Source organism: Calothrix anomala FACHB-343, from assembly GCF_014696435.1.
GTDB classification, from domain to species: domain Bacteria; phylum Cyanobacteriota; class Cyanobacteriia; order Cyanobacteriales; family Nostocaceae; genus Aulosira; species Aulosira anomala_A.
In genome coordinates, this window is the sequence record NZ_JACJQG010000105.1 from 1 (window position 1) to 26,564 (window position 26,564).

Annotated in this window: 24 protein-coding genes and 1 pseudogene; 6 read left to right on the top strand and 19 right to left on the bottom strand. The window is 37.6% G+C overall.

The window, feature by feature from the left end; translation table 11 throughout:
• The first annotated feature begins 505 nt into the window (after positions 1 to 505).
• From H6G08_RS34690 to H6G08_RS34700, 3 genes and pseudogenes are all read left to right on the top strand, one after another.
• Positions 506 to 751 (top strand): Pb-reticulocyte-binding protein, encoded by a 246-nt coding sequence (locus tag H6G08_RS34690; protein ID WP_190551520.1) that lies wholly within the window; start codon positions 506 to 508, stop codon positions 749 to 751.
• 308 nt (positions 752 to 1,059) lie between these two features.
• The gene (locus H6G08_RS34695) at positions 1,060 to 1,440 is read left to right on the top strand and encodes a hypothetical protein (protein ID WP_190551521.1); all 381 of its coding nucleotides are present in this window, start codon (positions 1,060 to 1,062) and stop codon (positions 1,438 to 1,440) included.
• A 383-nt stretch (positions 1,441 to 1,823) separates the two neighbouring features.
• A pseudogene (locus tag H6G08_RS34700) lies at positions 1,824 to 2,390 on the top strand (hypothetical protein); the annotation flags it as partial.
• Positions 2,391 to 2,448: 58 nt separating this feature from the next.
• On the opposite strand, the gene H6G08_RS34705 reads toward H6G08_RS34700, so the two are convergent.
• The 3 genes from H6G08_RS34705 to H6G08_RS34715 form a co-directional block, all read right to left on the bottom strand.
• Complete coding sequence (locus H6G08_RS34705; protein ID WP_190551523.1) at positions 2,449 to 2,877, bottom strand: HNH endonuclease; 429 nt, start codon at positions 2,875 to 2,877, stop codon at positions 2,449 to 2,451.
• The gene (locus tag H6G08_RS34710) at positions 2,874 to 3,218 is read right to left on the bottom strand and encodes a hypothetical protein (RefSeq protein WP_190551525.1); all 345 of its coding nucleotides are present in this window, start codon (positions 3,216 to 3,218) and stop codon (positions 2,874 to 2,876) included. The genes H6G08_RS34705 and H6G08_RS34710 overlap by 4 nt, the downstream gene beginning before the upstream one ends.
• Before the next feature lie 63 nt (positions 3,219 to 3,281).
• Entirely contained in the window at positions 3,282 to 7,055 is a 3,774-nt protein-coding gene (locus H6G08_RS34715) for a hypothetical protein (RefSeq protein ID WP_190551527.1), read from the bottom strand.
• 44 nt (positions 7,056 to 7,099) lie between these two features.
• On the opposite strand from H6G08_RS34715, the gene H6G08_RS34720 reads away from it, so the two are divergent.
• Positions 7,100 to 7,294 (top strand): hypothetical protein, encoded by a 195-nt coding sequence (locus H6G08_RS34720; RefSeq protein ID WP_096646659.1) that lies wholly within the window; start codon positions 7,100 to 7,102, stop codon positions 7,292 to 7,294.
• A gap of 27 nt (positions 7,295 to 7,321) precedes the next feature.
• Here the strand turns inward: H6G08_RS34720 and H6G08_RS34725 are convergent, their stop codons facing one another.
• The 5 genes from H6G08_RS34725 to H6G08_RS34745 all read right to left on the bottom strand — a co-directional run bounded on the left by H6G08_RS34725 (position 7,322) and on the right by H6G08_RS34745 (position 11,827).
• Positions 7,322 to 8,452, bottom strand: coding sequence for an Alr2735 family protein (locus tag H6G08_RS34725; protein ID WP_190551529.1), 1,131 nt, complete (start codon positions 8,450 to 8,452; stop codon positions 7,322 to 7,324).
• Between the two features lie 108 nt (positions 8,453 to 8,560).
• Positions 8,561 to 9,265, bottom strand: coding sequence for a DUF6753 family protein (locus H6G08_RS34730; RefSeq protein ID WP_190551531.1), 705 nt, complete (start codon positions 9,263 to 9,265; stop codon positions 8,561 to 8,563).
• Entirely contained in the window at positions 9,262 to 10,260 is a 999-nt protein-coding gene (locus H6G08_RS34735) for a P-loop NTPase family protein (RefSeq protein ID WP_313943632.1), read from the bottom strand. Before H6G08_RS34735 ends, H6G08_RS34730 begins: the two co-directional genes overlap by 4 nt.
• A gap of 47 nt (positions 10,261 to 10,307) precedes the next feature.
• Positions 10,308 to 10,703 (bottom strand): hypothetical protein, encoded by a 396-nt coding sequence (locus tag H6G08_RS34740; protein WP_199322855.1) that lies wholly within the window; start codon positions 10,701 to 10,703, stop codon positions 10,308 to 10,310.
• Positions 10,703 to 11,827, bottom strand: a complete 1,125-nt coding sequence (locus tag H6G08_RS34745; protein WP_190551533.1) for a ParM/StbA family protein — start codon at positions 11,825 to 11,827, stop codon at positions 10,703 to 10,705. The genes H6G08_RS34740 and H6G08_RS34745 overlap by 1 nt, the downstream gene beginning before the upstream one ends.
• 918 nt (positions 11,828 to 12,745) lie before the next feature.
• Here H6G08_RS34745 and mobV point away from each other — a divergent pair.
• Together mobV and H6G08_RS34755 are read left to right on the top strand one after the other, a co-directional pair.
• Positions 12,746 to 14,320, top strand: a complete 1,575-nt coding sequence (gene mobV / locus H6G08_RS34750) for a MobV family relaxase (RefSeq protein WP_190551535.1) — start codon at positions 12,746 to 12,748, stop codon at positions 14,318 to 14,320.
• Between the two features lie 1,198 nt (positions 14,321 to 15,518).
• Entirely contained in the window at positions 15,519 to 16,355 is an 837-nt protein-coding gene (locus H6G08_RS34755; protein ID WP_190551537.1) for a hypothetical protein, read from the top strand.
• Here H6G08_RS34755 and H6G08_RS34760 read toward each other — a convergent pair.
• The 11 genes from H6G08_RS34760 to H6G08_RS34810 form a co-directional block, all read right to left on the bottom strand.
• Complete coding sequence (locus H6G08_RS34760; RefSeq protein WP_190551539.1) at positions 16,321 to 17,235, bottom strand: Ycf46 family AAA ATPase; 915 nt, start codon at positions 17,233 to 17,235, stop codon at positions 16,321 to 16,323. The two genes, H6G08_RS34755 and H6G08_RS34760, sit on opposite strands and share 35 nt — an antisense overlap.
• A gap of 37 nt (positions 17,236 to 17,272) precedes the next feature.
• The gene (locus H6G08_RS34765; RefSeq protein ID WP_190551541.1) at positions 17,273 to 18,661 is read right to left on the bottom strand and encodes a hypothetical protein; all 1,389 of its coding nucleotides are present in this window, start codon (positions 18,659 to 18,661) and stop codon (positions 17,273 to 17,275) included.
• A 2-nt stretch (positions 18,662 to 18,663) separates the two neighbouring features.
• Complete coding sequence (locus H6G08_RS34770) at positions 18,664 to 18,987, bottom strand: hypothetical protein (RefSeq protein WP_190551543.1); 324 nt, start codon at positions 18,985 to 18,987, stop codon at positions 18,664 to 18,666.
• A gap of 96 nt (positions 18,988 to 19,083) precedes the next feature.
• Positions 19,084 to 19,926 (bottom strand): type IV secretory system conjugative DNA transfer family protein, encoded by an 843-nt coding sequence (locus H6G08_RS34775; RefSeq protein ID WP_242046407.1) that lies wholly within the window; start codon positions 19,924 to 19,926, stop codon positions 19,084 to 19,086.
• 4 nt (positions 19,927 to 19,930) lie between these two features.
• Positions 19,931 to 20,485, bottom strand: a complete 555-nt coding sequence (locus tag H6G08_RS34780) for a histidine kinase (RefSeq protein WP_190551545.1) — start codon at positions 20,483 to 20,485, stop codon at positions 19,931 to 19,933.
• A 20-nt stretch (positions 20,486 to 20,505) separates the two neighbouring features.
• Positions 20,506 to 22,344, bottom strand: coding sequence for a hypothetical protein (locus H6G08_RS34785; RefSeq protein ID WP_190551547.1), 1,839 nt, complete (start codon positions 22,342 to 22,344; stop codon positions 20,506 to 20,508).
• A gap of 41 nt (positions 22,345 to 22,385) precedes the next feature.
• On the bottom strand, positions 22,386 to 23,132 hold the full coding sequence (locus tag H6G08_RS34790) for a hypothetical protein (protein ID WP_190551549.1): 747 nt from the start codon (positions 23,130 to 23,132) through the stop codon (positions 22,386 to 22,388).
• 12 nt (positions 23,133 to 23,144) lie between these two features.
• Positions 23,145 to 23,960, bottom strand: a complete 816-nt coding sequence (locus H6G08_RS34795) for a TrbI/VirB10 family protein (RefSeq protein ID WP_190551551.1) — start codon at positions 23,958 to 23,960, stop codon at positions 23,145 to 23,147.
• Positions 23,935 to 24,714: a hypothetical protein gene (locus H6G08_RS34800; RefSeq protein WP_190551553.1), complete on the bottom strand. Its 780-nt coding sequence runs from the start codon at positions 24,712 to 24,714 to the stop codon at positions 23,935 to 23,937. Before H6G08_RS34800 ends, H6G08_RS34795 begins: the two co-directional genes overlap by 26 nt.
• Positions 24,715 to 24,724: 10 nt before the next feature.
• Positions 24,725 to 25,750, bottom strand: a complete 1,026-nt coding sequence (locus H6G08_RS34805; RefSeq protein ID WP_190551555.1) for a hypothetical protein — start codon at positions 25,748 to 25,750, stop codon at positions 24,725 to 24,727.
• Between the two features lie 16 nt (positions 25,751 to 25,766).
• Positions 25,767 to 26,246, bottom strand: coding sequence for a hypothetical protein (locus H6G08_RS34810; protein WP_242046408.1), 480 nt, complete (start codon positions 26,244 to 26,246; stop codon positions 25,767 to 25,769).
• Positions 26,247 to 26,564 lie beyond the last annotated feature (318 nt).

Sequence of the window (26,564 nt, forward strand, 5' to 3'; positions counted from 1 at the left end):
CAGGCTAAATATGCTCTACTGAAGGACAACCTCGTTTGTCTCAGCCTTAAGTGGAAGCTACCACATTTTCATGCTTGGCGGTGAAATTTTTTCATTGGGACTGCCTTGAGCGTTGCCTGTGTTTTCGTTAATTTATTGATTTTACATAACTTCACTCAGCAATAAGAGATTTTATAATTATTCAATACTCCCAATCTTTAGGAAATACTTCAATAATATTAAATAACAAAAAGTAACTAAGACAGTTTGAACTTTTATAGTAAGAATACATCCGTCAGAATTCAGTAGCCAGAATAGTTACAGAATCAGGATAAAATTTGATGAATCAACATACTAATCATTTTAAATTACTTCTAAATTCTGACTTCTGACGCCTTGGCGGAGCGTCTCCGGCTCCGCTCCTGTGTGCTGAATTCTTACCTTTTATATTATTTATTTTAGCTTTGCCATTTGATTTTTTGGCTTACGCCTGAAGAGAACTGAAGGTATTCAGAAGCAATTAACCATGATTCAGGCAATAGATTTTGAACAAACATTTGTCACCCATCTCGAAAGCTTTATGGGTAAAGCAGATAAGTTCATCAAGGTTTATTATACAGGTATAAGTGAAGAAATCCATCTAACAGAAATAATGCTGGCGGTGAAAAATCTCGCACTTGATGCAGACTTACAACAACTAGAAGCTGAGTATCAGATGTGCAGCGAAAGAAGAGATTTAATAGCTGACTGCGATGATTCAGCTTGGTGGTAGCACATTCCAATGATGGGCTGAAATTTAACACAATATTAAGTTGAATTTAGTAAGTCGAAATTCAGAATTTTCAAAATATTTCTGACTTTCGACTTGCTACTTCTATTAATGCATTGGCTTACTTAAGAATACATTCTTCAGAATTCAGGAGCCAGAATTCTGAATTCTGAATTAATAGTAGGGCGAAGCACCACCAGCAGTTAGACTTACTAAACAAAAGAAGAAACAGAATTCTGACATCTGACTTCTGGGTACTGAATTCTTATTGGCTTACGCCATTTGGTTCATGAAGTTTACGGAAATTCTATATGCCGTCACGCAAATCTTCTAACCCTACTCTTCAACCGATAGATGGTTCAATATTAGGTGATTATGCAGTTAGCAACTACTCTGAGCGTGTCTACTCAAAAGTTTACTATTCTATCCGTTCTCTTTGTGGACTTGTTGCCAAACGAACGCTCAAAGAAACTTTTGATTGGGATGAATTTAAAGAACGCTTTACTACTGATTTTGGTAATGTTGTAGAAAAACGATACACTTTAGAACAACTTCTAGAATATGCAAATCGCAAGTTTGGTAAAAGCCTTGAAGATTTGATAGTTCAAAATCAAATATCTTGGCAACGTAGACAAGAATATGCCGAGCAAATTGAAGAATCCAGAAGTCAGAATTCGGGAGTCAGCAATTAATTAGTGAAAGATTCAGACCCGCCAATAATGGTAGACGGCTAAACTGAAAATTTAGTGATGGTCTTAAACCCACTTATTCATACCACAGTTGGCACAGAATTCCAGTAGAGAATTCTGACTCCTGACTCCTGAATTCTGTTTTGATAATATGCATTACCAATCAGAGACGATTGAAGATAGCACTCACTACTAATCCCAATAATCTATAGTAGCAATTGTCAAATCCTCCAGCATGATTAATTACTGGAGGATTTTTATTAAAAGCGATTTATCTCGTCAATTCAACGCTTTTAATAAGTAGACTTTTGTGGCTATTCGTCTACGAAATTACTCAATTCACAGCTTGCCAACTCATCAATATTCAACTATCTGCTGTTATCAATATGCTACAGAACAGCTATATTGTTTGGTCAGGAGCTTCTCTGATTGATGGTTCGGAGATAGCCCTGATTTTGACCGGATTTGTTTATCCTACATCCAATCGCAAAACCGGAAGATTAATTCAATCTTGGATTTTACAGCAAGAATTCGTGCCCACGGAAGCAGCGAAAAAAGGTTTAGATCAGGGAATTTGCGGTAATTGTCGCTTGAAATTGAGTCAGACAGGTAGCTGCTATGTTAATCTGTTACCTGTTAATAATATCTACCGCAAATACAAAGCTGGAACTTACCCAAAACTGGGTACAAATGAAATAGAAGTGTTAAAACGATATCGCTATCCGGTAAGAATTGGCTCTTATGGAGACCCAACGGCAGTACCCTTTGAGGTGTGGGAGCCGATCATTTTAGCATCGAGAAAATACACTGGTTACACGCATCAATGGCGAGTGTGCGATCGCCGTTGGCAGAAATATTTAATGGCTTCTGTGCAAAGCCAAGCTGAAGCGCAATTAGCCCAAATGCAGGGTTGGAGGACTTTCAGAATCATCGCTCCTGATGCTCCTTTGAGCTTTCCTCAGAAAGAATTATAGTACGTATTAATTTTATTCGCGTAGTGAGTAATTTGCATTATTCCAACTTTGGCGGATGCTCTCCCAATTTAACCCACATTTTACGCACGCGAACCAATGGCGAACGATTCATTTTTAGAGCAGCAATGGTTGCTCTACCTATATCTGTGAATCCAACCATCATACTGGCATCCTCATTCCAGGAAAAATGTTCTTTCCAGACCTGAATTTGGGGATTAAACAAAGCAACTACCTGCTCTGTAATTGGGTCAATAATATTTTGACGGTCGGCTTTATAACGATTGCAGTTCGGACAAGCTAAACAGAGATTTTCCCAAACTGTTTCCCCTCCTGCCGAGCGCGGTACAATATGTTCAAATTCAAAGGTTGTTGCTGTCAGTACTTCCGCAGTCCGACAATAAGCGCAACAATCAGCAAAGCGGGTGCGAATTTTACGTTGTAACTCAACAGAAATATAAGCACTCATGATGCTACAGCTAACTGTTGTAGACGATTCAAAGTGTACCTAGCACGAGTTTTTAAAATTGTTAATTGGTCAATTTGTGCCACAAGATGGTCTAATTCTGCAACCTCATCAGCAGAAAGTCGAGATTCGGTATTTTCTGACAACAAATCATTCAGACGTGCTTGAGAAGCAGGAGCAAGTTTACTGTCAGCTAATGCTTGTAATTCATCTAAACTTAAACCATTTAAGCATTCGGAATCCAAAGCCAAGAAGTTAGCCAATTTTTGATAAGCTTCCATATCCAGCAAAACACCTACTCGCTCTCCTTGCTCATTAGTAATATATCGCACATGTTCTAACATGAGTTTTTTCTGTAAGCGACTTAGTTAAATCCTATCTCAAAAATCTCAGATATCGGAATACTCTTATCGCTCGCGCTCTAGACCATTGATTGCAACAATAGCCTTTTGAGCAGAAGGTAAATTACGCCGCTCAAATTTTCCAGTTTCCGGAATATATGCAGCGATCGCTTTTGCTCGATTAGATGCAAAGTCTATAATGCCAATAGTTGTTGGGCTGCGAATACCAACAACTATATCATCTGGCTCCCTTAGGAGTGCGATCGCATCTTCTAGCGATGCTATACCTTTAAACTCAACTTTGATATTCTTCCGCTCTGTCGCCAGCATCTCAATAGTTTTCAGATTCTGTGAGGACTTATCTGATTGTAACGAAACATCAACAAAGCGAACTGTATCATAACCCCTCTCCACTGCACGCTCAACAGCGCGTCTGAGCATATTACACATGACTTGCTCTGTTTTGGCTTGAAACTGGGTGTCAACAGATGCGCTAAAAAATACGACAGTTGCAACTGCGGAATTATTTTCATGTTCTCCCACTGTGATTTCTGGAAACTTAACACTGCTGCTATCAATCACAATATCTGCATAACTAGCCGGAGCATTATTGAGCATACCAACAAAACTAAATCCTTGAAGTTTTCTACCAATAGCAGCCAGTCTCCCTTGTAAAAAATTGACTGACTGCTTATTTACTACTCCCAATATTTGATTATCAAGATAAGCAACAACAGTTGGTGCTTTTCGCTCTTGAGTTTGACGCACATCCAAAGTAATATTTACTTGTTCACCAAACCATTGACGAGTTGCAAAAGCATATTGATTAACGCTATCAATTTGCAATTTATGGTCAGGATTTTTCAAACTGGTAACAATAAAGCTCGTACTGGGAGCAGAAGTAATAGCTGCAATTGCCTCACATCCGGCTAATAAATGAGGAGAACAAGCGTCTATTGTACCAAGCTTTTTACCCTCTACAATTACCCAACGAGCAGTTTTAGTTGGGTCACGAGGATGCACGCTATCCTCAAATTTAATCGCTACTCTTTCACCTTGAAAATTTTTCAGAGCATACTCATTAAATTGAGTACCTATTATCCTCATCTGGGTAAACTGTAACTGCTGGAGTTGGCTTATAACTTCATCCGAGAATACAGCAAATGCCACACTTGCTCTCTTGAGTCCCGGATAATTTTGACTTGATTCAGTGTGGCTAACATCGTGAATAGCTGCTGCAAGTTGTAATCTTTCTGCTTGTGGAGTACTATTTATAATTGACTCAAGATATTCCCTAGTTTGCTGTTTTAAAGCATCAACCATCCCATCACTAATACCGAAATGAAATTCAACCTTACCTTGTTTGATTGACATTCCTGGCTTGAGGTCGTGTTCGTTCATCGATTTCATACTAATTGTGCCGATAGCAATATACACATCCTGACCATCAGGGGTGATAAATTTTGCTTGAGCAAACAAGGTATGAGGCATTTTTTCAGTTGGATTTCTCGCATAAATCTTAATAGTGAGTTCCGAAGATTTCCAGAAATCAATATTTTTAGCAGCAGGAAACTTGATTAAATTAGTAACTTCTAATTGCTTGGCAGTAGTTGGAGAGGTAATGACAAGATATAGCCCAGACTCTATTTTTTGTCTATCTTCTAGTTCGATGCGTTCCTTAACCTGAGAATTATATTCACCCTTGATTTGTTGAGCCTGTTGTCTCTGTTCATCAGTAAATTCCACCTCAGAATACAACTTTCTAAATTGTTCAATTGGTCGGGCAACAAGTTGATTATGCTCAAATATCTCGTTAGTTTGCTGAATCATTAAATCAATCGGACTGTAACCATTAGTTTTCATGCCCCGCAAAGTAAATACTTCCTTATTTTTCTTATCAGCCAACCATTCCACTTCCTTATAACCAGTTATAGCCTGACAATATCGGATAATTGAATCATCGGGACGTAAAGCACTTTTAGGTCCATCAGCAGCAACTTGTAACTCATTACCCAATTCAGCTACACAATCTTTCAACAACTTTTTAACTAACTGTAAATTTTGTTCGATTTGAGAATTGTCTAGATTTTTATTGATCAGCGATGCAATTGGATATATTTGCTGTAATATCTTGTCTGGTATCTGTAATCTACCTTGCTCATACCTTTTAATAACAGAATAAAAATGTAATGAAACTGTCCGAAGATAATTAAATTTATCAGATTGAGGCAGGGCAATAATTTCACATTGTAGTGCTATATTTTTTTGAATTTCATTGGCAATAATGCCAATTTTATTCTCCATTGCCGAAACAGCAATCTCCTGAAAAGTTCCTTGATAAGATACTTTAGCTTTTTTAACAATATCAGGATAACGATTTTCTTGAAGATTCTTTTCTTTAACTTCTGCTGCTAACTTCGGAAACTCTCTACTGCTAGCAAAAGCTAGTAAATCACCATCAAAATCACACTGCATATTGTCCATTGCAGTTTGAGGATGGATATAGACACATCCGTCTAACATTTCTGGTAAATGTTTATTTTTTAAAGTAATTACACCATTTGAATTAATCAACGGCGAACGAGTTACTATAACTTCTTCCCCTTCATTTAAAAAAGGTATACTGATTTCATCTTGCTTTAATTCCAAACTAGGTTGAGCCAAACCAGATGTAAACTTGATCGAACGTCCCGTTGCTATCTCTACCCATTCCTTCCTAACAAATTCATGAAGTTCGGCAATAATTTTCGGATGCTCGATAATTTGACAGAAAGCAGATAAATCGGCTTTTAGTAGCGAATATAATAATAAATCTTTCTGTTGTTGTGTAGCGAAGTTATCATCCTGTTGATTGTCTTCACTTTCACCACCAGAATCTAAGTTATCAAATATAGAAAATTTTTCAATATCTTCTTGGAGTTGGGGTTCCACTTCTTGACTTTTAGCTAATATTGCTTTGCGTCGTTCGTAAGTTTCAATATATCGCTGTGCTAACTTGATTGAGTGTTTTTGGTCTAAAGCTAACTTTTCTGCTTGCTGTTTAATTATAGGTAAAATTTCCTGTTTTACAGAGTCAGGATAATTGACTAAAACCTGGGTTCCCAAACTATGTTCTCTATATAAAGCCAAGGATTTTACACCCAACCCAATTGAGAGTAAATATTCTCCAGGTTGAATTGCATCTTCTCCTTTCCGTCCCTTAAAAGAAGACGTTGCTAGCACCATATCATAACCAAACTTGGAACCCAGAGTAGCATCTCTGACACTACCACCCATACGAAAAAAAGATTCCCCAAGTTTATCCAATTGTGCAGGTGCAAGCGTACCCTTGGCAATTCGCATTACGGGACTTTCTGCTTGAGGTTTGATACCAAGTCGGAATTGAAAAGCACGGGAACTTATATTATTTGATAAAGCAAAATTGCCATCAATTAATCCTTTACAATCACCAACCAATTTTCTTGCATCATCCGCAGCAATCACACCACCATTTTCCCCAGTCACATCATCAATAACCAGGATTCTCACATTCTCTAAGGAGTGAAAAGCTAGACAAGGTGTAAAAGGCAAAGGATAAGCAGCCGCATCCGAAGGGTTAGGATATAATAAATCACGAATATTTGGATTATCTGCAAAAAACATCCGATTACCCGATGAAAATTGCAAAGTCATGCCATTATATTCATCCAAATCTTCTGTTATAGTGGCATCAGGATAAGCAATACCAATGCTAAACTTAGTATTAGGAAATAAATATTCAGCCAGTGAATTTGTGAGCTTTTGTTCGACCAGAGTATCTTGTTTAGTTTTGGTGTCAAAATGATTGAGTTTTAAAGCCATATCTTTAAAACAGTTCGCAGTTAGATTTGTTGGAGAATAAAAAGATGACTGAAAAACCAGAAATCAGTATTACCCAGCTATCCTATGGGATGACTCCAGAAGAACTTATTAGTGAAGGATATGTAGATACTGACTATTTCTACGATCCAGCGTCAGAAGAATGGAAAATAGAAGTTGAGAAAATAGAGCAAATAGTTAAGGAAAATCAAATTCCTGACTCTGAATGTATACCGTTTTGATTGGATATCAAATATTGACTCTCATTCTTAAAAATCAATATTTGACTGAATACATTTTCTTAATTCGTCAAGAGGAACCGGACGATTAAAAATATCCAACATGGCCTTGCCATCTTCAATACTTGTAATTATGAAAGGCTGCCATGAATAGAGATTAATCGGACACTTTTCCCATATAACCTTATCGTTGATCTGTGGAACTTTATCGAGATTTTCAAAATATTCTCTTTTCAATTCATAAAATCTCTTGCGAGTTTCAGTATTTAATAAATCCCAAATTTGAGACTTGATTGATGCTTGATAATTATTGGTAATACTAATTACTTCTGACCAAGAATTGACTTGTGTCAATGACTCTGCTATTTGTGCTAAATTTAATTGATGATTAGATACATCAATTTCGGAGGTATTTATCACAACAGATGGTGAAGACTCTGTTGATTCTGCGACCAAAATTTCTGGTGAATTTGAGAAACAATTAATGGATGTATTTAAATCTAATTCATGATGAGATTCTGACGGTTCGAGCAAATATTCTGATTCAAAATCATCAGCTGTTTCCTGGGAAAATTCTTCATTATTCAGGTGTACAACTAATTTACCTGATTTTACACCTTGCCATAATGCAACTGCTTCCCTAATTAATATTTGGGTAATTGTGCCATTTTCATCCATTTCTTTCTGGATAATATTCCCAGTCTGCATATCATCTTCCATAATGTCGGGAATTCGACATACTGGTTTACCGTCTCTCCCTGTTTTCCAAATAGTGGGTTTATCTGGTTTTGGTTTCTTTGGCGTGCGATGAGCAGCAATAAATTCGCGGACTTTCTCTTGGGTAATTTGACCACAATCTTTTAAATTCTCAATGACTTGCCTATATTTTTTGGCGTGTTTTGCCAAATCAAAAATGGTATGGGGTTCGATTTCTTGGAGGTCATCTGGTGAAAATGAGGAAAATGTACCTGCAACTTTCAAGTAAAGGGTACTTTCTTTTAAACTCCAACCAATTGATTCAAGTGACTGCTTGTATTGTTGATGGGAAAGTACTCGTCTTTTTGATGCCAATGAAAAAGCTTGCTCAACAATAGAAATAGTGGCATCGGACAGATTGGAAATATCAGGTTGGGTTGTTGGATAGATTGTCGCGGCAACCATATACAATGACCTATTTTAATACTTCTTTTTTTGGTGGGAATAATCCATTCAGTATGTGACAGTTAGTTTACGAGTTTACATCTGAGTTTAGAACTTAATTGTTTGCGTTCAAGGAACAAACTTACGCTGTGCTGGCGGAGTCACCCAAATAGTACAAAATCCTGACTTTGCTTTGCGATTATATTGGGACAATACCAAACCCAATTTTTGAGCATCCTTGATACATTCGCCATTTTCCAAATAACCACGATTCCAATTAATCAAATTCTTGGCAAATTTTCCTTCACTCGATATTGCCCAATTCATCGCTTCTAATTCGTTCCATGTCAAAGCAGTCGAACGCACTTTTGTATATCCCCCTCCCAATACACCATCTATCCAAGGGGGTATGGAAATACCTGCAATGAAACCCATCACAAAGATAAAGATAAATACAATCGTGGTTGGAAAGATGGAATAGATGATATTTCGACCTTCACGTAACAAGGATTCATGAATTAGAGCATTTGCGGCACGATTAATAGCTACCTTCTGACGTTCAACCGCAACCAGCTCAACTTGCTCCAAATTGTTAGCTAAGTCTTTATTCCAAGTTTTAAACAGTAGTTGTAATGTTTGCGGTGCATCCTCTAGCATCGCTTCTAACTGTCCAGTTGCAATCAATACTAGAAACAACGGGTCATCTTGAGATAAACCACTTCTAAAAGCAAAATCTAGGACTCGACGTTTGAAATCTTCACTTTTACCCTTCAATGCTTCAGCAAGTAAATCATCGGGAGTTTGGGGTGTTTTTAGCTTATCAGTTGTTGTCATCGAATTAACCCCGTTGCGGCAAAAGCTTCATAAGCAAGTTTCAGAAAATTCCTCACCCGCTGTTTTGATACAACTTTCAACTCAGTATGAGAAAGCGCATCTTCAAAACTTACTTCCAAACGGTCAATCATATTGCGTTCCCAAAACGGAAACTTAGGGAAATCCATCACGACAAAGTTATATTTTCTGGAAGCTTCCTGAAATTCTGGCATTGTGTCGATGTAAGTCCAGTCATCACATAATCCCAAATTTTTAACGAATACATGGGTGATTTCTTCCCCTAATTCTGACAAAGATTTGAGGAAGAATTTAACTGAATCTATCCCACCATTACAGACAAACCATTTGGTGAAAAATATTGAATTTTCTTGCCCTAAATTGGCTAAATCGTTCCGTTTTATCCAATCAGTAACATTTGCATAGGCTTGGGCTGGTAAATTGACGATTACTGATTTCTCAAAAGCCAAATCAAAAATTTTATCGGCTTCTTTAGCTTGTTTTTCATCATCACTGAAGAAAGCTACCTCCACATTGGGATAAATTTTGGTAATATCTTGGTTACTTATATCTGCATCGATAATCGCCATCTTATAACCGATAGACGTGCAATATTCAATAAAGGCTCTGCAAAGGAATGATTTCCCACATCCTCCTTTTTCACCATCGATAATGTGAATAACTGTAGGTGATTTAAAAACATTCTTTTTCTCGACTGGGATAAAACTATTACCTAGTATTTCTTGCGAGACTTTGCTATCTTCATTACTAACATTCGGCTCTACTAATTCTAATATCTTGTTCGTTTGAATTGTCCTAAGTTCTCGCTCGCATCCATTGCCATCAAGTTCTTGTTTCCAATCTTCTATTTCTAGATTAGCTGGTAAATCACTAGGTTCCATGTTAGATTTTTCGGTATTATTAATTTGCTGCTGAGATTGTTGTTTACTTGTCAAGTTGAAGTCAGTTTTTCTCGGTCTACCTCTTTTTCTTTTCACGGGTTGAAAATTCCTAGTTTTAGAGAAAATTTACGCGAGGTTTAAAACTACATAAAATTGCTCAAACCGGCATCATCATAAACATGTTTATCCGAAGCTTCGCGGAGTTCCTCTAAGGATTGATTCCTGACGTTATCTGATGTTGAATTTACCAGATATTGCGTTGATAATGTTGAAGATAGTTCTGGCAATCCAGCTAATTCTTCAATTTCTTGTGCCTGCTTTTTTAAAGCTTGTATACAACTTCTAGCTAGACGTTGTACATTTTCTTTGTCTTGCGAATCACCAATTATGGCATGAATCAACCAAAATGAACGCACGGCGACCAGCATGATTTCAGTTTTACTTTTAATCCGGTTGGACTGGATGTATCTCATCAATTTGACATCTGTTTCTTTACATGGTTGATAACGCCAACGAAAATCAATTTGTTTAATAATCATCAACATATCTCCAGTTGCTTATTCACCTGTTCCCAAAAGTACAAAAATACGCTGTAAACATCAGCCAAACGACTTCCCAAACCGAAACTATCAACTTGTTTAGGTATGTCTGTACCTACTCCCCACAAACAAGGTGTTCCCGGATAATGGGAATTTAGCTCTCTCCTCATGTAATCCGCAGTTCCACCGCAGAATAGGATTTCATCTACTCCACTTCGAGAAATCACTTGGTCTAACCAACTTGTAAGTACAGCAGCATATTCGCTCCTGGCAAGCTTTACAGCTTTCTGAATTTGCAGTAATTCCTGCTGTTTATTGATGTTATTGGTGCTTCTCAACAACCGTAGGAAAGGGGTACTAGAGATATCACTTCCCGCAGCAACTACAGCAGGAGCAAGTTGTGAAGCAGTTTGTCCCGAAGTTCTCGCAACTACCTTTTCCAACAGTCGAATCATTCCTAAATCGCTTGTTTTACCATCTGCTGCTACTATCCCTTTATCGCTGATTAACATTGATGCATTTCTGTAACCCACCATCACCAATGCGATCGCTTTTGTTTTGATAGCTTGTCCTATTTGCTTCTGGTAAGCAAGATATATCCCCGCACCTTCCGGTAAACATTTAAATTGAGTCAACTCGACCCGCATTCTTCCTGTGGGTGTTGTAAAGTCTGCAAGTACGGTTTTGAGATGCTTGTGAAAACTCTCCTTATTCTCGAATTCACCTGGTGGTAACAAACAAACCAGCGCCAGTCGAAATTTTGTACCTAGCTGAAGTTTTTGCGAGGTTGACCAAATCGAAGCTAATGTTTTGGCTACTGCACGTTCGTATTTCAGTTCTCTCAATCCTTCGTTGGCATAATACTTATTTTTCGCCAAATATCCCACAGCAAAGATTTCACCCATGTAATTCACCCATGCAGCATTCTCTGGTTCGCTTGTACCCAGAGTCTCTATAGTTACTGAATCTAGAGAAATTTTTACCACCTCCGGTTCCATGACCAAGGATGCTGGAATATTCTGTTTCAACGTGCAATAAATTCCTTTGGTTGCACTTCCCCCAAAATCCAGAGCCAAAATTAGCTCTTGAGAAGAATGATTTTTTTGTTGAGTGGTTTTACTCATGGTGTTTTATCGATTTGGTGCAGTCAATTGAAAGGAAATCGAAGGTAAATCAAGATAAATTATTAGCGAAATTTATGAATTTATCGCTGATTTTTCGGCGTAATTTCCTTATAATTCCTTTCCAATGCTTAAATTGGTTAGCTTTTGTAGGGAAAGAGTTTGAGGAATAAGACATGGCATTAAACGGGGCTAATTAGGGAGCTATTCGAGAAAATATTCAACGCAGCGTCAAAAATGCTGTATGAAATATTCCAGCTTTTCATTCGTTCGTCGGTGAAACACACTACACCTTTTTTGTGATGATGGCTGACAAATAATTAGATGGATGACATTAAAAGTGAAATTCGCCATAATTCTTGATTCCCGAATAACAGATTGACAAAGCACACACATCTGATTAGTGAAGCTGATACATAAATCATTCATTTTGCTCACTCTCTGATAAAAAATTCAGTTCAAAAAAACTCTTTATTACCTTGTTATCAAACTAAGACTAACTACTGCAATCCGACCAAAGATAGATAATATACTTAGATAAAACACGTTGAAAATATTTGGTATAAAATACTTTATTTAGTTTTCAGATTGGAAAAAGATTAATTTGTTCTATTTACCTCTCTGCTTGGGTTACAGCTATATAAGCTGAAAAAGCATCTCCATAATTATCTGTATTTTCCGTATAGCTAGTTCTCTTGTTTGTGACTAAAACTTGTCGTAAATTTCCAATATATTCAGTTCTTATACATAAATTATTGGCTAAAAAAACTACATAAGTATTTTGAGACAGACGTACCTAATCAGATAAATATTTTGGATATTTTTAGACATCAATTCTGTTGGCTCATAAATGGATACGATCGGAGGAGAGAAAATAAATTATTAATATTTTTTCAAATAAAAACAGAGATTCATCAAATTATGGCTTTGGCAATTTGTCGCATCCAAAAAATCAAATCCTGGGGAGTGTTAGCTCGCAGTGAAGCACATACTTCCAGGTTGGTAGATATACCCAATGCCAACCCAGATATCAGGAATTTAGAAGTTATCGTCAATTCCGACAATCTCGATTTAGAAACTCTGGTTAGAAACAAAATCGGTGACCAGAAAATTCGCTCTGATGCAGTTCTCGCAGTGGAAATGTTACTGAGTGCGAGTGCAGAATATTTCCGTCCCCTAGCACCATATGAGGGTGGAGTTTACGATAAACAGCGCTTAGATGATTTTGTGGAGGCTGTTGTTAAATGGTTGCATTCTTCTTGGAGCGATCGCATTATCAATGCAGAGCTACACCTTGATGAAATCACACCCCACATTCACGCTTACCTCGTTCCATTGGATGAACGGGGGAAACTCAACTGCAAAGCGCTGTTTGGTACTCGGAGTAAAATGTACGAGTTACAGAATAGTTTTGCTGCTGCTGTCGCACATTTGGGAATCTTGCGAGGTATTAAAGGAAGTGTTGCGACTCACAAACAAATCAGGAAGTATTATGCAGCAGTTAATCAGGATTCTCAAATTCTCGATTTGGAGCGCTGTCTTCCTCCAACGCAAGCAGAGGAAGCGAGTGAGTCGTACCGAAAGAGGGTGATTGAAATTCTCAGCCCACAATTAGAGATAATTAACTACCAGATAAGTGAGCGATCACACATTCTCCAGCAAAAAGCAGAGTTGAAACAAACTGCATCTCGAAGCGAACAACTGCGACAACAGTTGGAACGGGAATTAAAAATACTGCAAGCAACCAGCAGTCAGCTAGATTTACCATTGTCTAAAGTTGCTTACGAACTGGGGTTAAATCAATATAAACAGGAGGATAATGCACTGTCTTTGGTGATGCAGGTTCATGAATGTACATTCGATGATGCCGTGGTTTGGTTGCGAGATAGGTTTGGTGAAACACAGATGCTACATGCAGTTACTAATCGAGCTTTAACTATTGCACAGCAGACTCCTACAACTATGTTTGTACCACCTATTTCTGACCATAAACACTGGGAAGAAGTTGAAAATTACCTAAAACAAAAATATTCGATTCCACCGAAACTCTTGCAAACTCTGCATCAGCGAAGTTTAGTGTATGGAGATAATTCCGGTAATGCAGTATTTCTAGCTCGAAATCTCAATGGTGAAGCAACGGGAGCTTACTTGTATTCCCTAAACAATCACAACAGATTTAGCTTGCATCCAGGTAGCAGACGTTCTTTTGGTTGGTTCCATTTGAGTATAGGTGGTGCAAATAGCGAATCGATCCAAACAGCGATAATAATAACATCTCCCATCAATGCATTATCTGCGATCGCACGAAAAGCACCTCACAAGAATAGAACGCTTTACCTTGCCTTGGATAACCAACATGCACCATTACCTTTGGAACTTCTCAAAACTGTACCGAGTGTAATTGTTGCGATGCCAGAGTCAAGAATTATGTCGCTCCGAAAAATTTTACCCCATGTAACAAGTGACTCGGAATACAAGGAGCAACAGCAATATTAAGTAACCATGCAAAATTAATTACGGTCATTGCCAGCGTTCGCGAGTGCGTCTCGTTCGCGGTAGCATTGCGTAGCAAACAGAAGCAATCCCAGCCTTCACGATTGCTACCCTACCCTGCGGGAACCCTCTTCGAGGGAACGGGAACGCTTGAGAGCGAACGCTGCATTCGCGGCGGACAGTGTGTAATTAATTATGTTTAACTACTTACCAACATCATAATTGCTGCATCTAAGTAAAAATTTGCCCGTTCCGTCAAAATTCAGTGTAACAAGTTAGAAAAGTGACTCTACATTTATTGATGGGATGGGAGAAGAATCGTCTCAAGTTGAAATTGGTCAGTAATAGTGAGGATCATCTCAATTGCAACAACGCCTCGGTCACTTGAGACTTCTAAGCAAAATGCATGTGTTTTAAGCGGTTAGTAACAGCTTATTTGATGTATTTTAGTAAATGAAATACTCTTTTGTCTGATGAATCTTGCGTATATATATCCAAGATTATTAGCAAATCATGTAAATAAAGTATCTAGTTTTTGAGCAGAAGCATTTTACTTTCTCAAAAGTATTTTATTTCGCTTGTAATATTTTTGAGATTGACAAATTTTTAAGTTAGGATGAATTTACTTAATCGCAATTTAAAGAGCATATAAAGTTCTCGTTATTCTCAACTCTCATTCACCCTTAACTAATGAGAAAAACCATTATTTGAGCGAGAATTTTTAGGGTGGTATCTATTCTCTCAATTTAGTCGCCAGGGTCTCAGCCCCCTCCCTTTGCTACGCAACGCTATCGCGAACGGGACACTAGGTGAACGGGGAATTCAAACTTCTTGCATTACAATCCCCATACGTAAGTTGGGGGTTTGTATCATGAGTCTTTTTCGGTCAATTAAATTCGCAATTACCAATGACGCTCCTTCGTCGCTAACGCAATTCGCAATTAAATATAGCGGTTTTCACTTGGGTGCAATACAACTGTGTGTGGGGAAACCTCGCCCCTACAGGCTTTCCGATTTAACACTGTACCTCACTCAAACGAGAAACGCTATATTAACTGCGAATTGCAAATTGTTTTGCCTGGTTTTTATACAGCTAAAAATACTGCTCGCTAATCAATTTAATCAGACAAATTCATCGGCACTCAATCTTGTTAGCTTGAGCTAATTTAAGTTGTTGATAAAAGTAGTAAATTGGTGGTTTATGAACAGAGCGAAGAACATAAAAACCAACGTACAACCGAACCAACATCAAGATGCACAATTACCAAGAGTATCAATTTCCTATTGGCGCTATCATGGTAAAGCCTGGAGAGCTTATCAATTACCAAATGGTGCTAAATTTATGAGCGATCGCCAGATGGCACTATTAGTTGGTCAGCCAAAAAACATGGTGCGAGAATTTATTGAGTCGCGAAGTTTAGAGACTCTAATTTTACAAGTCGATAATGGCAAAGCAGTTCAGGTTTATCCTCTATCGGTGGCAGCAATTTACTTATCTACACTTTTAAAGGATGGCGATTTGGATAAACATCCTTTAGGTATTTCCCGTGGTGAATGGCATTCTTTAATTAAAGCATTATGTAAAAAAGAACCTGGTCGAGAAAGTATGCCGAATCCTTGCTTTTTTACTGGTGATTATCGAGTCGAAATGGCTAGTCAAATTCAACTTGAATTAGGAACTAATATCAGTATACAAATTTTAGTTTTGCAGTCTGGGGAATATTATATCGAATATCAAGAGGGTTTGAAGTGCATTCAACATCATACTAATTGGTTGGTTAATTATTCTCCAAAAAAGGCAAGAACTTTATCCAGTTTGAAGATATCGCCGGATATTGTGGAATGTCAAGTGAGGATGCAAAAAGGGTTTCAAAGTATGTATTCACTTTCAATTAAAGATTGGCTGTCATTATGGGAATATTTTGCCAAGCAGAAAAATAGATATGCGATTGCACTTCTCAAGGCTTGTGCGAAGTCGGGTATTGATGTACTGATTGCTAGGGCTATTGCTGAGAGTGAGTTAAGTAGCTGGGCATGATTTTTTCACCGCTAAGTATCTGCTGTTGAACTTGCATGAATTTGGTTGACTCGACTCGTCTCTTGTTTATTCTGGCTGAGGTTAAAAAGTCGTATTTGACATTTTCGATATACTTTTTGAGTAAATCCAATCCCCCAAAATCTGGAAGATTTGGCTGAGTCACAAAATTCAAGTTTAAAGCACGAAAGCGATTTATTTTGTAATCAAGTAAGTGTGAAGCTACTGAATTAATATTTAGTTGCTTGCAAGAATTAACTGCTAAAGTCAATCCTAAACGAATTTCAACAGCCGTTAAACCAGAAGCTGCATTGACTATAGCAGCGACATCGCAATTGCATGACAATTCACCTAAAAATTTTGCTAAAAGCACTTTGATTAACTCAGCAACTTCTTCAGGATTAGGTAATTTTAGCGAAAGAGCCGGAATCAAACTGCTTAAAGATTGAGGTAATTCTACATTATCAGTTGACAGAATAATCAAATACTTTGATTGTCCAGAGCTTACCAAATCATAATAAATATTAATTATTTGAGAAATGATTTTATGAGAAAAACTCTCCTTGCTTGTAATATTACCTGTTAAAGATGACAAATTTTCTAAGATAAAAATTCCCTCAATGTTACAGTTAGACAAACAGTTAAGAGCCGAAATAATACTTTGATCACCAAGCTGTAGGCTACTCAATTTTATGTTTAAAAAACTGACTTTATCTTCTAAATCACATTTGACTTGTTTAAAAAATCCCCAACCAGCATTCCACAAATAAAGGGGCAGATTTCTTTTGATTGCACATTCATTATAGATTCGCTGCAATGCTGTCATCCGTTCTAATAGTGGGACAGTGACAGATACAATAGGCACACCAGATTCTATTAACAAATTCAAGTTAGACAATTCCATGTGATGAAAACTATCTTTATAATCCGTTACTTGCAGCTTTTTGAGATTGAGAAGTGGTTATGTTTTGTTGTTGGCTAATAGGTTGTAATTTAGGTAGGATCTGCTCAAAATAAATTAAATCTCTCTCGTTCATATTGCTTTTTAATTGTCCTCCAGACTTTTCTAATAAATTACCTCGCCCATCTTTAGCATTAATAATTACATTACCATCAGTGGTGGCGTACCATTTATAAGAAAATCTGCCATCAATTTCTACATCTCTTTGTTGAACTACCGCATATTGCACAAGAGCATTCGTAACCCTTTCTACACGAGCAAAATACTCAGCTTCTTGCTTACCTACAGGAACGAAAGATGTAGGAATTGCTTCATTTATTTGTAGAGAGCGTTGTAATGTATCAATATCTTTAATATGAGTAGGTTCCAAATTTTCTTTCTCAACTTTCACACCCAAAGAAGTTGAACGAAACTGCATTATTTGCTTCTCTGTGGCTAACTCCTTCACTTCATATAAAGTACCATGACGAGAAATTTGATATTCACCTGATTGGTAATGACTTTCTCCCGGTTGTGTCTGGAGGTGAAACAAGTTTTTTAAAGATGCAGCCCATTGATGTTGCATTGAGTTCTCTTTAAACTCCTGTATCCCCATTTTTATGGCAGAGTTCACGCTACTAATTACAATAGAGACATTATTAATTGTCTGTTGCCACCAAGATGTATTTTGAGGTTGCTGTAACCTTTTCTCAATTAACTGTTGATATAAACTACGTTGATATTGCCATGCCTTAATCTCCGCTTGTAACTGCTCAAATTCAGCACTTAATAGTGTTTTTAACGGGCTAGATTCTAATAGTTCTAAAGATTGTCTTACTCGTGTTGAGCCAGGAGTTGTTAATAAATTTGTATCTGAACTAACTTTGGGTGATTGAATATTATCTGGTGATGAAAATTCTGAATAATCAATTGGGTTGCTATTATCCCTATTATCTAAATTGCTCAAATTTTCAGATCTGGCTGTTTGAATACTTGGTTGAGGCAATAAAGTATTAATAATTACTCTACCTTGATGATTCGATTGCAAAACAACTTGCCCATCTAATTCTACCCTCTTATTAATCGCTCCCTCCACTACATCTCCAACTCTTGTAGAGCGTAATTGTTGCAGTTCGGTAATCAGTTGAGGATTTAAAAGCTGCCCAGAAAAAGAAGAAACCTCATCACGAAATTGTCCACCATCTTGCCCATAAATTAATGTATCTCCATCAAATATTTTCAATCCCTGACGCTGGTTATTATCTTGTTTAGCATCTATAATTGCTCTGAGCAATGCTTCAATTACTTGTTCATAATGTTGTTGAATTGTCGTTGCATCACTAGAGTCAACAGTAAAAATATCAGGCACGATCAGAATCCTCTTACCTCATTTAATATTTGCAGACGATTAATGACAAGTTCATAATCAACATAAAAAACAGCTAATTCTCCGTCAAACAACCAAGCGATAAAATTACTTGGCTCTTGGGCGTTTCTATTACATTCATAAGATAAACAACCATGAATTCTCCCAACCAATAAGCCATATTGGTCAAATACCTCGATAACTTCTGGGCAATAATTTCTATCTATTAGTGGCAGTTCAATGGCTTCTATAATCATTTTGAGCCATTCAGGATAGCGTGCCAAAACAGAGAAAACATCTGGACTGCAATTAACTGGATATGCTTGCATAATTAGACTTCTAAAATACATTGGAAAGTTCTTCAGGAGATGCCAGAGAACTTGATTCGGGAACAGGAAATAACTGTTGTGCTAACTCCCGACGTTCTAAAAATTGCTGCGAGCGTTCATCATCAAATCGCAGTATTTATCCTCACCAATTAGAGTTTTTATCGCCTTGGTAATAAGCAAAATACCTTCAAGCAAACTATCCCCAGCTTCCTCAAAAAACTTATCACTGCTAGCATTTCCCCCGCGATCAAAGTTGCGGGAGATGACTTGAGTGAGTTCTCCAGCAGCGATCGCATCTTCCTCATCCCTCAACAAGTCTAACGGATTGCAAGTTTCACTCTCAGAGAACCCCGGCGCAAATACTTTAACGGTGTAACCTCGTTTAATTGCATAGGCTACAGCTCGTTTAGTCTGTGCCGGAAATTTGAAATCGTAGAGTAACATGGGAAAACCCTGGTCAAAAGCACTACGAATTAGAGGATCTATTACGGAGAAGGTTTTACCAGAACCAGCTGCACCAATAACAGCTATTCCCCTCTGGGCATCAGGAACATATAAAGTTGAATTGGGGGAAATAAATTGCTTGTAAAATGTTGGTTTGGTTTTGAGTAACCCAGCCTCATACCATTGTTTTTGAAGATTAATTCTGATGTCACCAGGAGTACCAACATACAATGCGACAGAATTACGAGTTGGTTTTGATATTTGTTTTTTTGCTTTATGTGCAGCTAATGATTTTTCACGACTCCCACCCCAATAACTAGTGGCAAATTTACCTTTAGAATTTCTACCTGATAAAACTTTAAAAATAGCCAGTACTGCAAAACAACCCAGCAATATCAGTCCCGATTGTGATTTCATTAAGTCTGTCAATCTTTCTATCTGCAAACTTTGTACTGCTGTGGGTTTTACTTGCTGTACTTGGAAATAATTACTCATAGTTTTAATTTCCTAATGAATCAACACCCGTCCACGTCTCGCCAAAGCGCGTGTATTGACCAGAATCAAAGCAATAATCAGTACGAGATACTATATTTTCTATGTCTGTTGTCTGGGTAAAAATTAAGCAAGGAAAAACTTGTAGATCGCGGCTTGAAACCCTAATCAAATCTTCTTTTGGTGGTAACTGAGGATTAGCCATGACTTGCAAAAGTAGTTTTCCAGATTCGTGATAAATCTGATACAAACACCCACCAGCACCGCAAAGTTGAGGTGAACGAAAATCAAATATAAATACATGGACACCATTACTAGAGGTAATTGGCATTACTTTTACAGCTTGCTCGTCAAGCTTATTTTTAGAAGCAGAAGCTAGTACTTTTTTAAGTAGGGGTGCATTCACAATCTCTTTGGCAGGTTTCCAAGTAGGTGTACGACTTTTATTGGATGAGGAATTAAATACCCATAAAAAACAGGCTAGTGTTAAGCTCAAAAAAGCTAAAATTAATATCAAAATTATCAAAAGTTTTATATTATATGTTTTCAGTTGTTTTGGCATGGCTAACTACCCAGAAAAAATTATTTTAAGCAGCCCATTGATTCCATAGCTTTTGAATATTTATGAGCTACGTTACTGCCATATTCTTTGACTGAATTTTCTTCCCTAACATCACTAATCAACTCATCAGCAGGAATACCCACACCAGTAAAATGCATTTGAGCAGCACGTTCAATTAACCTGTCTCCACTAAAAGGCTTGACTGTAGATGGGTCAATTTGTTGCGATGCGGTTGACAATAAATTATTCGTTTCAATTTCAATTAAAGATTGCTGCTCGGTGGGTGAAAAGTACTGCATCATTTCCTCACCAGTCACTTCTTTACCTGTATCCAACTTGGTGAGAAATTGTGACCCACCAGATTTACTTGATATAATCTTCCTTACATCAGAACGATAGGACATCAATTGCATTGCACCAAGCGCTCGACCGCAATTACCATTCGAGTCACAAACATAACTACCCACAGCGTTGTAGTTCTCTTCAGTACTCAACATTGCATTACTCAAAGCATCAATATTAATACCTGATGAATGAAGCTTTTTACAATCACCTTTCGCTGCTGGTATTAAATTAGATAGCGCATTTCTAGATGTTATCGGAGACTTATTAAAAGTAAATCCACTACTTTTTAATCCTGTGGGAGTAGAGACAGAATTTTTACTCTCATCAATAGCACCTAAAAATATCGGTTCTTTCTCCTTATAACTCATGAAAGGCACAGGGCCTATAAAGTAAGGTGTACATCCCAAATCAACAAAATTATTCCGCATACAAACCCGGAAGAATAAAGCTTGGGTAATCATTCCATCAACTTCCGAAACATCCCATATAGCTACCTTAAAAGCATCACCAAAAGGTTGTCTCCCTGTGGGTTCTTTTCCATCATTAACAGAACCCAATATACCTTTACCACCTTTGACTAACTGATACTTACCGCTAACCCAAGCTTTACCGTTAACAACAGGTGAACCAGATAATTCAGTATGGGAGCAATCTCGATCGCATGGTACAGCAAAGCCTTCTTTATCGCTTCCGGAAATAGTACGATTTCGCTTTTGTTCGTTGGTTGCAAAGGCAATATCAACTATTCCGACTTCCGTACCTACAGGGTTGATGGGATTGGGGAACTGAGAAAATGGTACGTCTGCTAGTCCAGGTATTTCGTCAATGTAAACCCCTTGCCATTTTTCAAAACTACCAATGGGAGTTGTGGATAATCCAGGAATTGAATTCAGGTTGTAAGATTTTAAATTCAATGATGATAAACTTAATTTACCCAAATGGGGAGATTGTTGTAATAAATTTCCGATGGTTTGTTTGGCATCAAATGAGCTTGATAATTTTTGAGAAAGCAAGTCAAAAATAGGTTTAACTTCATTTAGGGGAAAGTCTTTTAAATTAGGTATGGCTTTAACTAAACTATACAAAGTTTGAAATTTCATCACGCCAAAACTTCCTAAATTGACTTTTTGGAGGTTTTGGTTAAGATTTTGATAAATATCGGTGAGTGAAAATTTTTGGAGTTGGAAAGAATCTTGAAAATCACCCAGCATTGTAAATGAATCAGGCTTTTCTCCCACATTCCAACTACGAGAGGGGTCATACCCTAATTTATCTGTCACTCCTGGAGGTGCTTGAAATGAGGCAGATTCACTAATTGCCGGCATTGTTGCAAAGGTAATTTGATCCCAGTCAGGTAAACGGGTATTTTGCCAAGTGACTGTGGGAATTTCAGTGTTAGGCGAGCGAGAATTAGAGATACTTTGTTCTGGTAATATAACGATAATTACATCCAAAATTAATACTGATAGACTTAATCTTGACCTTAAAGCTAAATACTTATTTGATAATTTCATGGCTAAAAATATTATTTATTTTTTTTAATATCGGTGAATATCTAACGCGAAGTGCCAATTTGTGCGCTACTGCCTAATTCGATTAAGCGATTGACTAAGCGTAAAGAAATTCCACTTCTACGGGCAGCATCATTGATTAAATATCCCGACTTGATTAACATCAAAAAACTTTTAACTCTTCTTTGTAAGCGAGAGTTAGGTAAAATTAAACGTTGTTGCTGGGCAATTTCTAGCCCTGAACTAATCATCTGTAGATTTGTGATATTCCTGGCGCTAGGAAAATTTCTGATTTCAGGTTCTTCTGGTAAAGCTGGTGTAACTTCAATGGTGTGATACTTAGGATCTATATCACCCATTGCTACGCGAAATACATAAACTCTTCGTCCAGAGTTACTCTTTGTTATTACCGTTAGCAAACTGCTATTTGTCTTGGGTAGTTGTGGTATTTTGAGCGGGTTGATTCGCCGTAAATGCAGTACAGTTGCACCTGATTGTTCGCACTCCTGTGCTAAACCTGATAGACAACCATCGACATCTAATGAAGCAAAAGCCGGATTATCCAGCCAAACTTTCTCGACTATCTCGCCACTCTTGATAAATGAAATATTCACCCCATATCCGGATGACAATTCAATCAGAGGTATATTACTACTTTTACCAGTCGCTATATCTTGTGAAATATTCCTCACTCCTTTTTTTAAATAATTTTCACCTCTCGCTGATTGCCAAAAAACAGTAAAAGTCAGAACAGTCGAAACAACACTCAAATTTTGTAAAAAAGCCTTCATAACTAAAAGTGTTTACAACTGAAATGATTGATTAACAAAGACTTGAATATCTGTACCAGCACGGATGTACCACACTTCCTCTCGTTGCTGAATTTCTGCAAGTGCTTGTTGATTGCGCTGAAGAATTTGTTGAGTGAGCGGTTCAAATCCACCTTCTAAAACTGCTCCCAAAATATTTTCGCTACCTCCACTGATAGAAGAAAAAGTATTTGTACCACCTAACCCACTAGATGTTGATATTTGTTGAGATTTGGGTTGATTTAATACCTTACCGACTTTGGCAAGGGAACCTACTATAAATGTTTCAGCATCACGGGAAGCAATTTCTCCACCTTTGTCACTCCATTTCGATGCGATTAAAGGTTGACCGGAATTACCACGAATACTAATTGCTCCTGGTGGAAGCAGATATTCCTTACCATCAATTAAAACTTGTGTGGCTTCGAGTTGAACAAGTCCTGATTTTTGAATATCAGTAACTTGAGCAACGATTTGAGAGCCTTTTGGTAAAGCAATCAAACCATCTTCTGTAGTTAAAGGCTCAATAAGTTGGATGACGAATTTCTCGCCTGATGTTGTATTTGGTAATTTTTTAGAAGTATTATTAGTTGGAACTTTAGCCCAAATCAAGGGAGTTACTAACTTTCCAGATACAAATGCACCAATTTGTAATTGTTGTATCGGTTCGCCATTAATAACTGCTGCTTCTTCTGTATACAAGGGTTCTGGTTCAATGCTTTGAGTGAATGCTGTTGAAACCAATGTAGCACTAGGGATTTTTATTGATGAATTTGGTTGTTCTTTAGCTATAGAAATCCCGAATCGCATAAATTTCTAAGCCACTCGCACGCACCTGGTAAATTACGGCGGCTAAACCATCAACTTGATTTGGCGATTCTGGTGGTACAACTGCTCTAATAAATATTTCTTTATTAAATGGAATTGTTTCTCCTAAATTGCTATCCTGAGCAACAATTGTCAGGTTAGCAACCATCTTGACTTTCCATTTACCCTCAGCAATTTTTATCGGTGATTGAATTGAAAGCGGGACTAATACTACTTGTGTCTTGCCTTGAAAAACTCCTGATGGTGTCATCGCAGCCAGCACTTTTAAAAACTCTTTACGAAAATCTTCTGATAACGCATAAGATGCTTGCCATGCTGCTGATGTAATCTTACTACCTCTAAATTCTCTGTTGCTAATATTTACACCAAGATCAGGTTTTGGTTTAGCTGCTTCTTCAACAGTAGTAGGTGGTAGTGTTCCTGACCAATTCATCATCAAAGTCAATGTGTCAGAAACAAAACGCAGAATTACTTGAGGAGTGCGTTCTAGACTACCAATAGGTGCAACTTTAATAGATTTTCCTGTCTCTAGTTGTACTAAACTTGGAGGCGCTTTTTTATTTAACTGTGAATAGGAACCATACAATAATAAAAGTATGAAAAAAGTAATGAGGTGTAATCCAAAAGTACCTAAAGCAAATAATGCTAATGCGTCACCAGTTGAAACACTTTTTGACGCACGATTTAAAAATCGTAATCGCTTTTTTTGTGTAGACTCTGAATCTAAAATAGCCATAAACAATGTTTTAGGATTTATTAACTATCCTCATCACAGCTGAAGAAAGCCCAAAACTCGCCAGACTGGAGAAACTTCTAAAAATTGCCATTCCTCCACCCGCAGCTAAAACTACAGATAAAATTGGGGCGAGAATACCAATTGCAAAAGCAAAAATCATTGGGTCATTGTTGTTAGCATTCAGCACTATTGTGGCGACCAAACCAGAAATAATATTGAAACAAAGCTTAATCATTCCGACGGAAAAGAACCCAGTTAACCAGGCAAAAATTGCTTTATTACCAACTGGGAGTAATGAACCGCCTACTGCAAGCGGGCCTAATAGGGCAGTCAGTAACAGACAAACTTCGACTATCCATTGAAAAGCGATCGCCAATGCTAGCAACCAACCCCGCACTGTTAGCTGAAAAATGTTGGTATTGAAAAAATCGCTGATACCTTTGAGCCAATCGGGGCGATTGTCGTTATCTAGCTGGGATTCTATCTCTTTAGCTTGCATATTCGCATTTTGCAGACATTGGGCTTGTTGTGTTGGGTCAGCGATCGCATTACATTGAGCGATCAATGATTGAATAGCATCTCCCTTTCCTGTCTTGAGCATGACTTGCTGATAAGCTTCTTGCAACTGGATAGAAGCAGATGTGGAAGCTAAAAGAGTTTGATTCGTTTGGTTAATGATTCCTCTGAGTCCTTGGGTAGCGGCAGCTAATGGTTGAGCATTGTTGGCAAGTAGAACAATGACAACGATGGGCCAGATTACTTCTGTAAATCCCTTGGAAATGTCTCCTTCTATCATTTCTTTCGTCCATTGGACGATGAAAATTAGGAGAGTACCAACTGCGAAGAAGATGCCGAGATTTGCGATCGCACTATACAATCCTCCACTCAATACGTCATCCCAGAGCTTGTCCATCGCCTGTGCAACAGCCTCACTAGCGGCTACCCCATCTTCCGTGATTGTGGAAGCTGCTTGTCCTGGATTTGGAGCTTGTGTTTGAGAAAGGATTAGTCCGTATTTCAAAAAATAGTAGAACATCCGGGTGCATCTTCAACTAAAATAATCGTGCTTGCGATGCGGTTCTTAAATTATTAAATCCCTGACCAACAGTTTCTTTTTGATGTGCTTGATTTTGACCATCCAATGAGCGGGAAATATTAGTCAAGTTAAGATTCGCCAAATCTTGAGATTGCTTTAATTTCAAACCATCAGTTCTCATAGCTCCTAAAATTCCGGCTATTTGAGTATTTTGTTGAGCTATCCGTTTCATCACATTTTGGGTAACAACATCATCTTGAGCAGCACTAGCATCAGCCTGGACTTGCTCAATCGAAGTTTGGGTTTTTTCAACTTGCTGTTTTGTAAGTTCTTGCCCTTCTTTACTCAAAGTTGTATCTGAATCGGCACGGGTAATTTGACGATCAATTTCATTGGTTACTTTGTCAACACTATTAACTGCATTATCGTCATTAGTGGCTATTTCCTCAACTTTATCTCTCACTTCTATTGCTGAAGGTAAACCTAATTTGCCCAAAGATTCATTAACTGCTGCTTGTAAATCTCCTTGTACAGATTTTGATAAATTACCTAATTTGCGAGAGACTATTGAGTTAATATATTTATCTAGAGAGCTTAATTGCTCTTGCCATTGGTCGAATACTTTCGTCAGAGGATCTGGTATCTCTAATGCATAGGCACTTGAAACGCCAAATGTTGATATTATGGCTATACCAACTATGCTTATTGGGGAAGAGCTGGCGAAGCTGTTACCAAGTGCAAACTAAACAGTTTAGTTTAAAAACCAAGCGTAACCATAGAGGTTTATCTTTCTTCAAGGCGATTTGTTGGGATA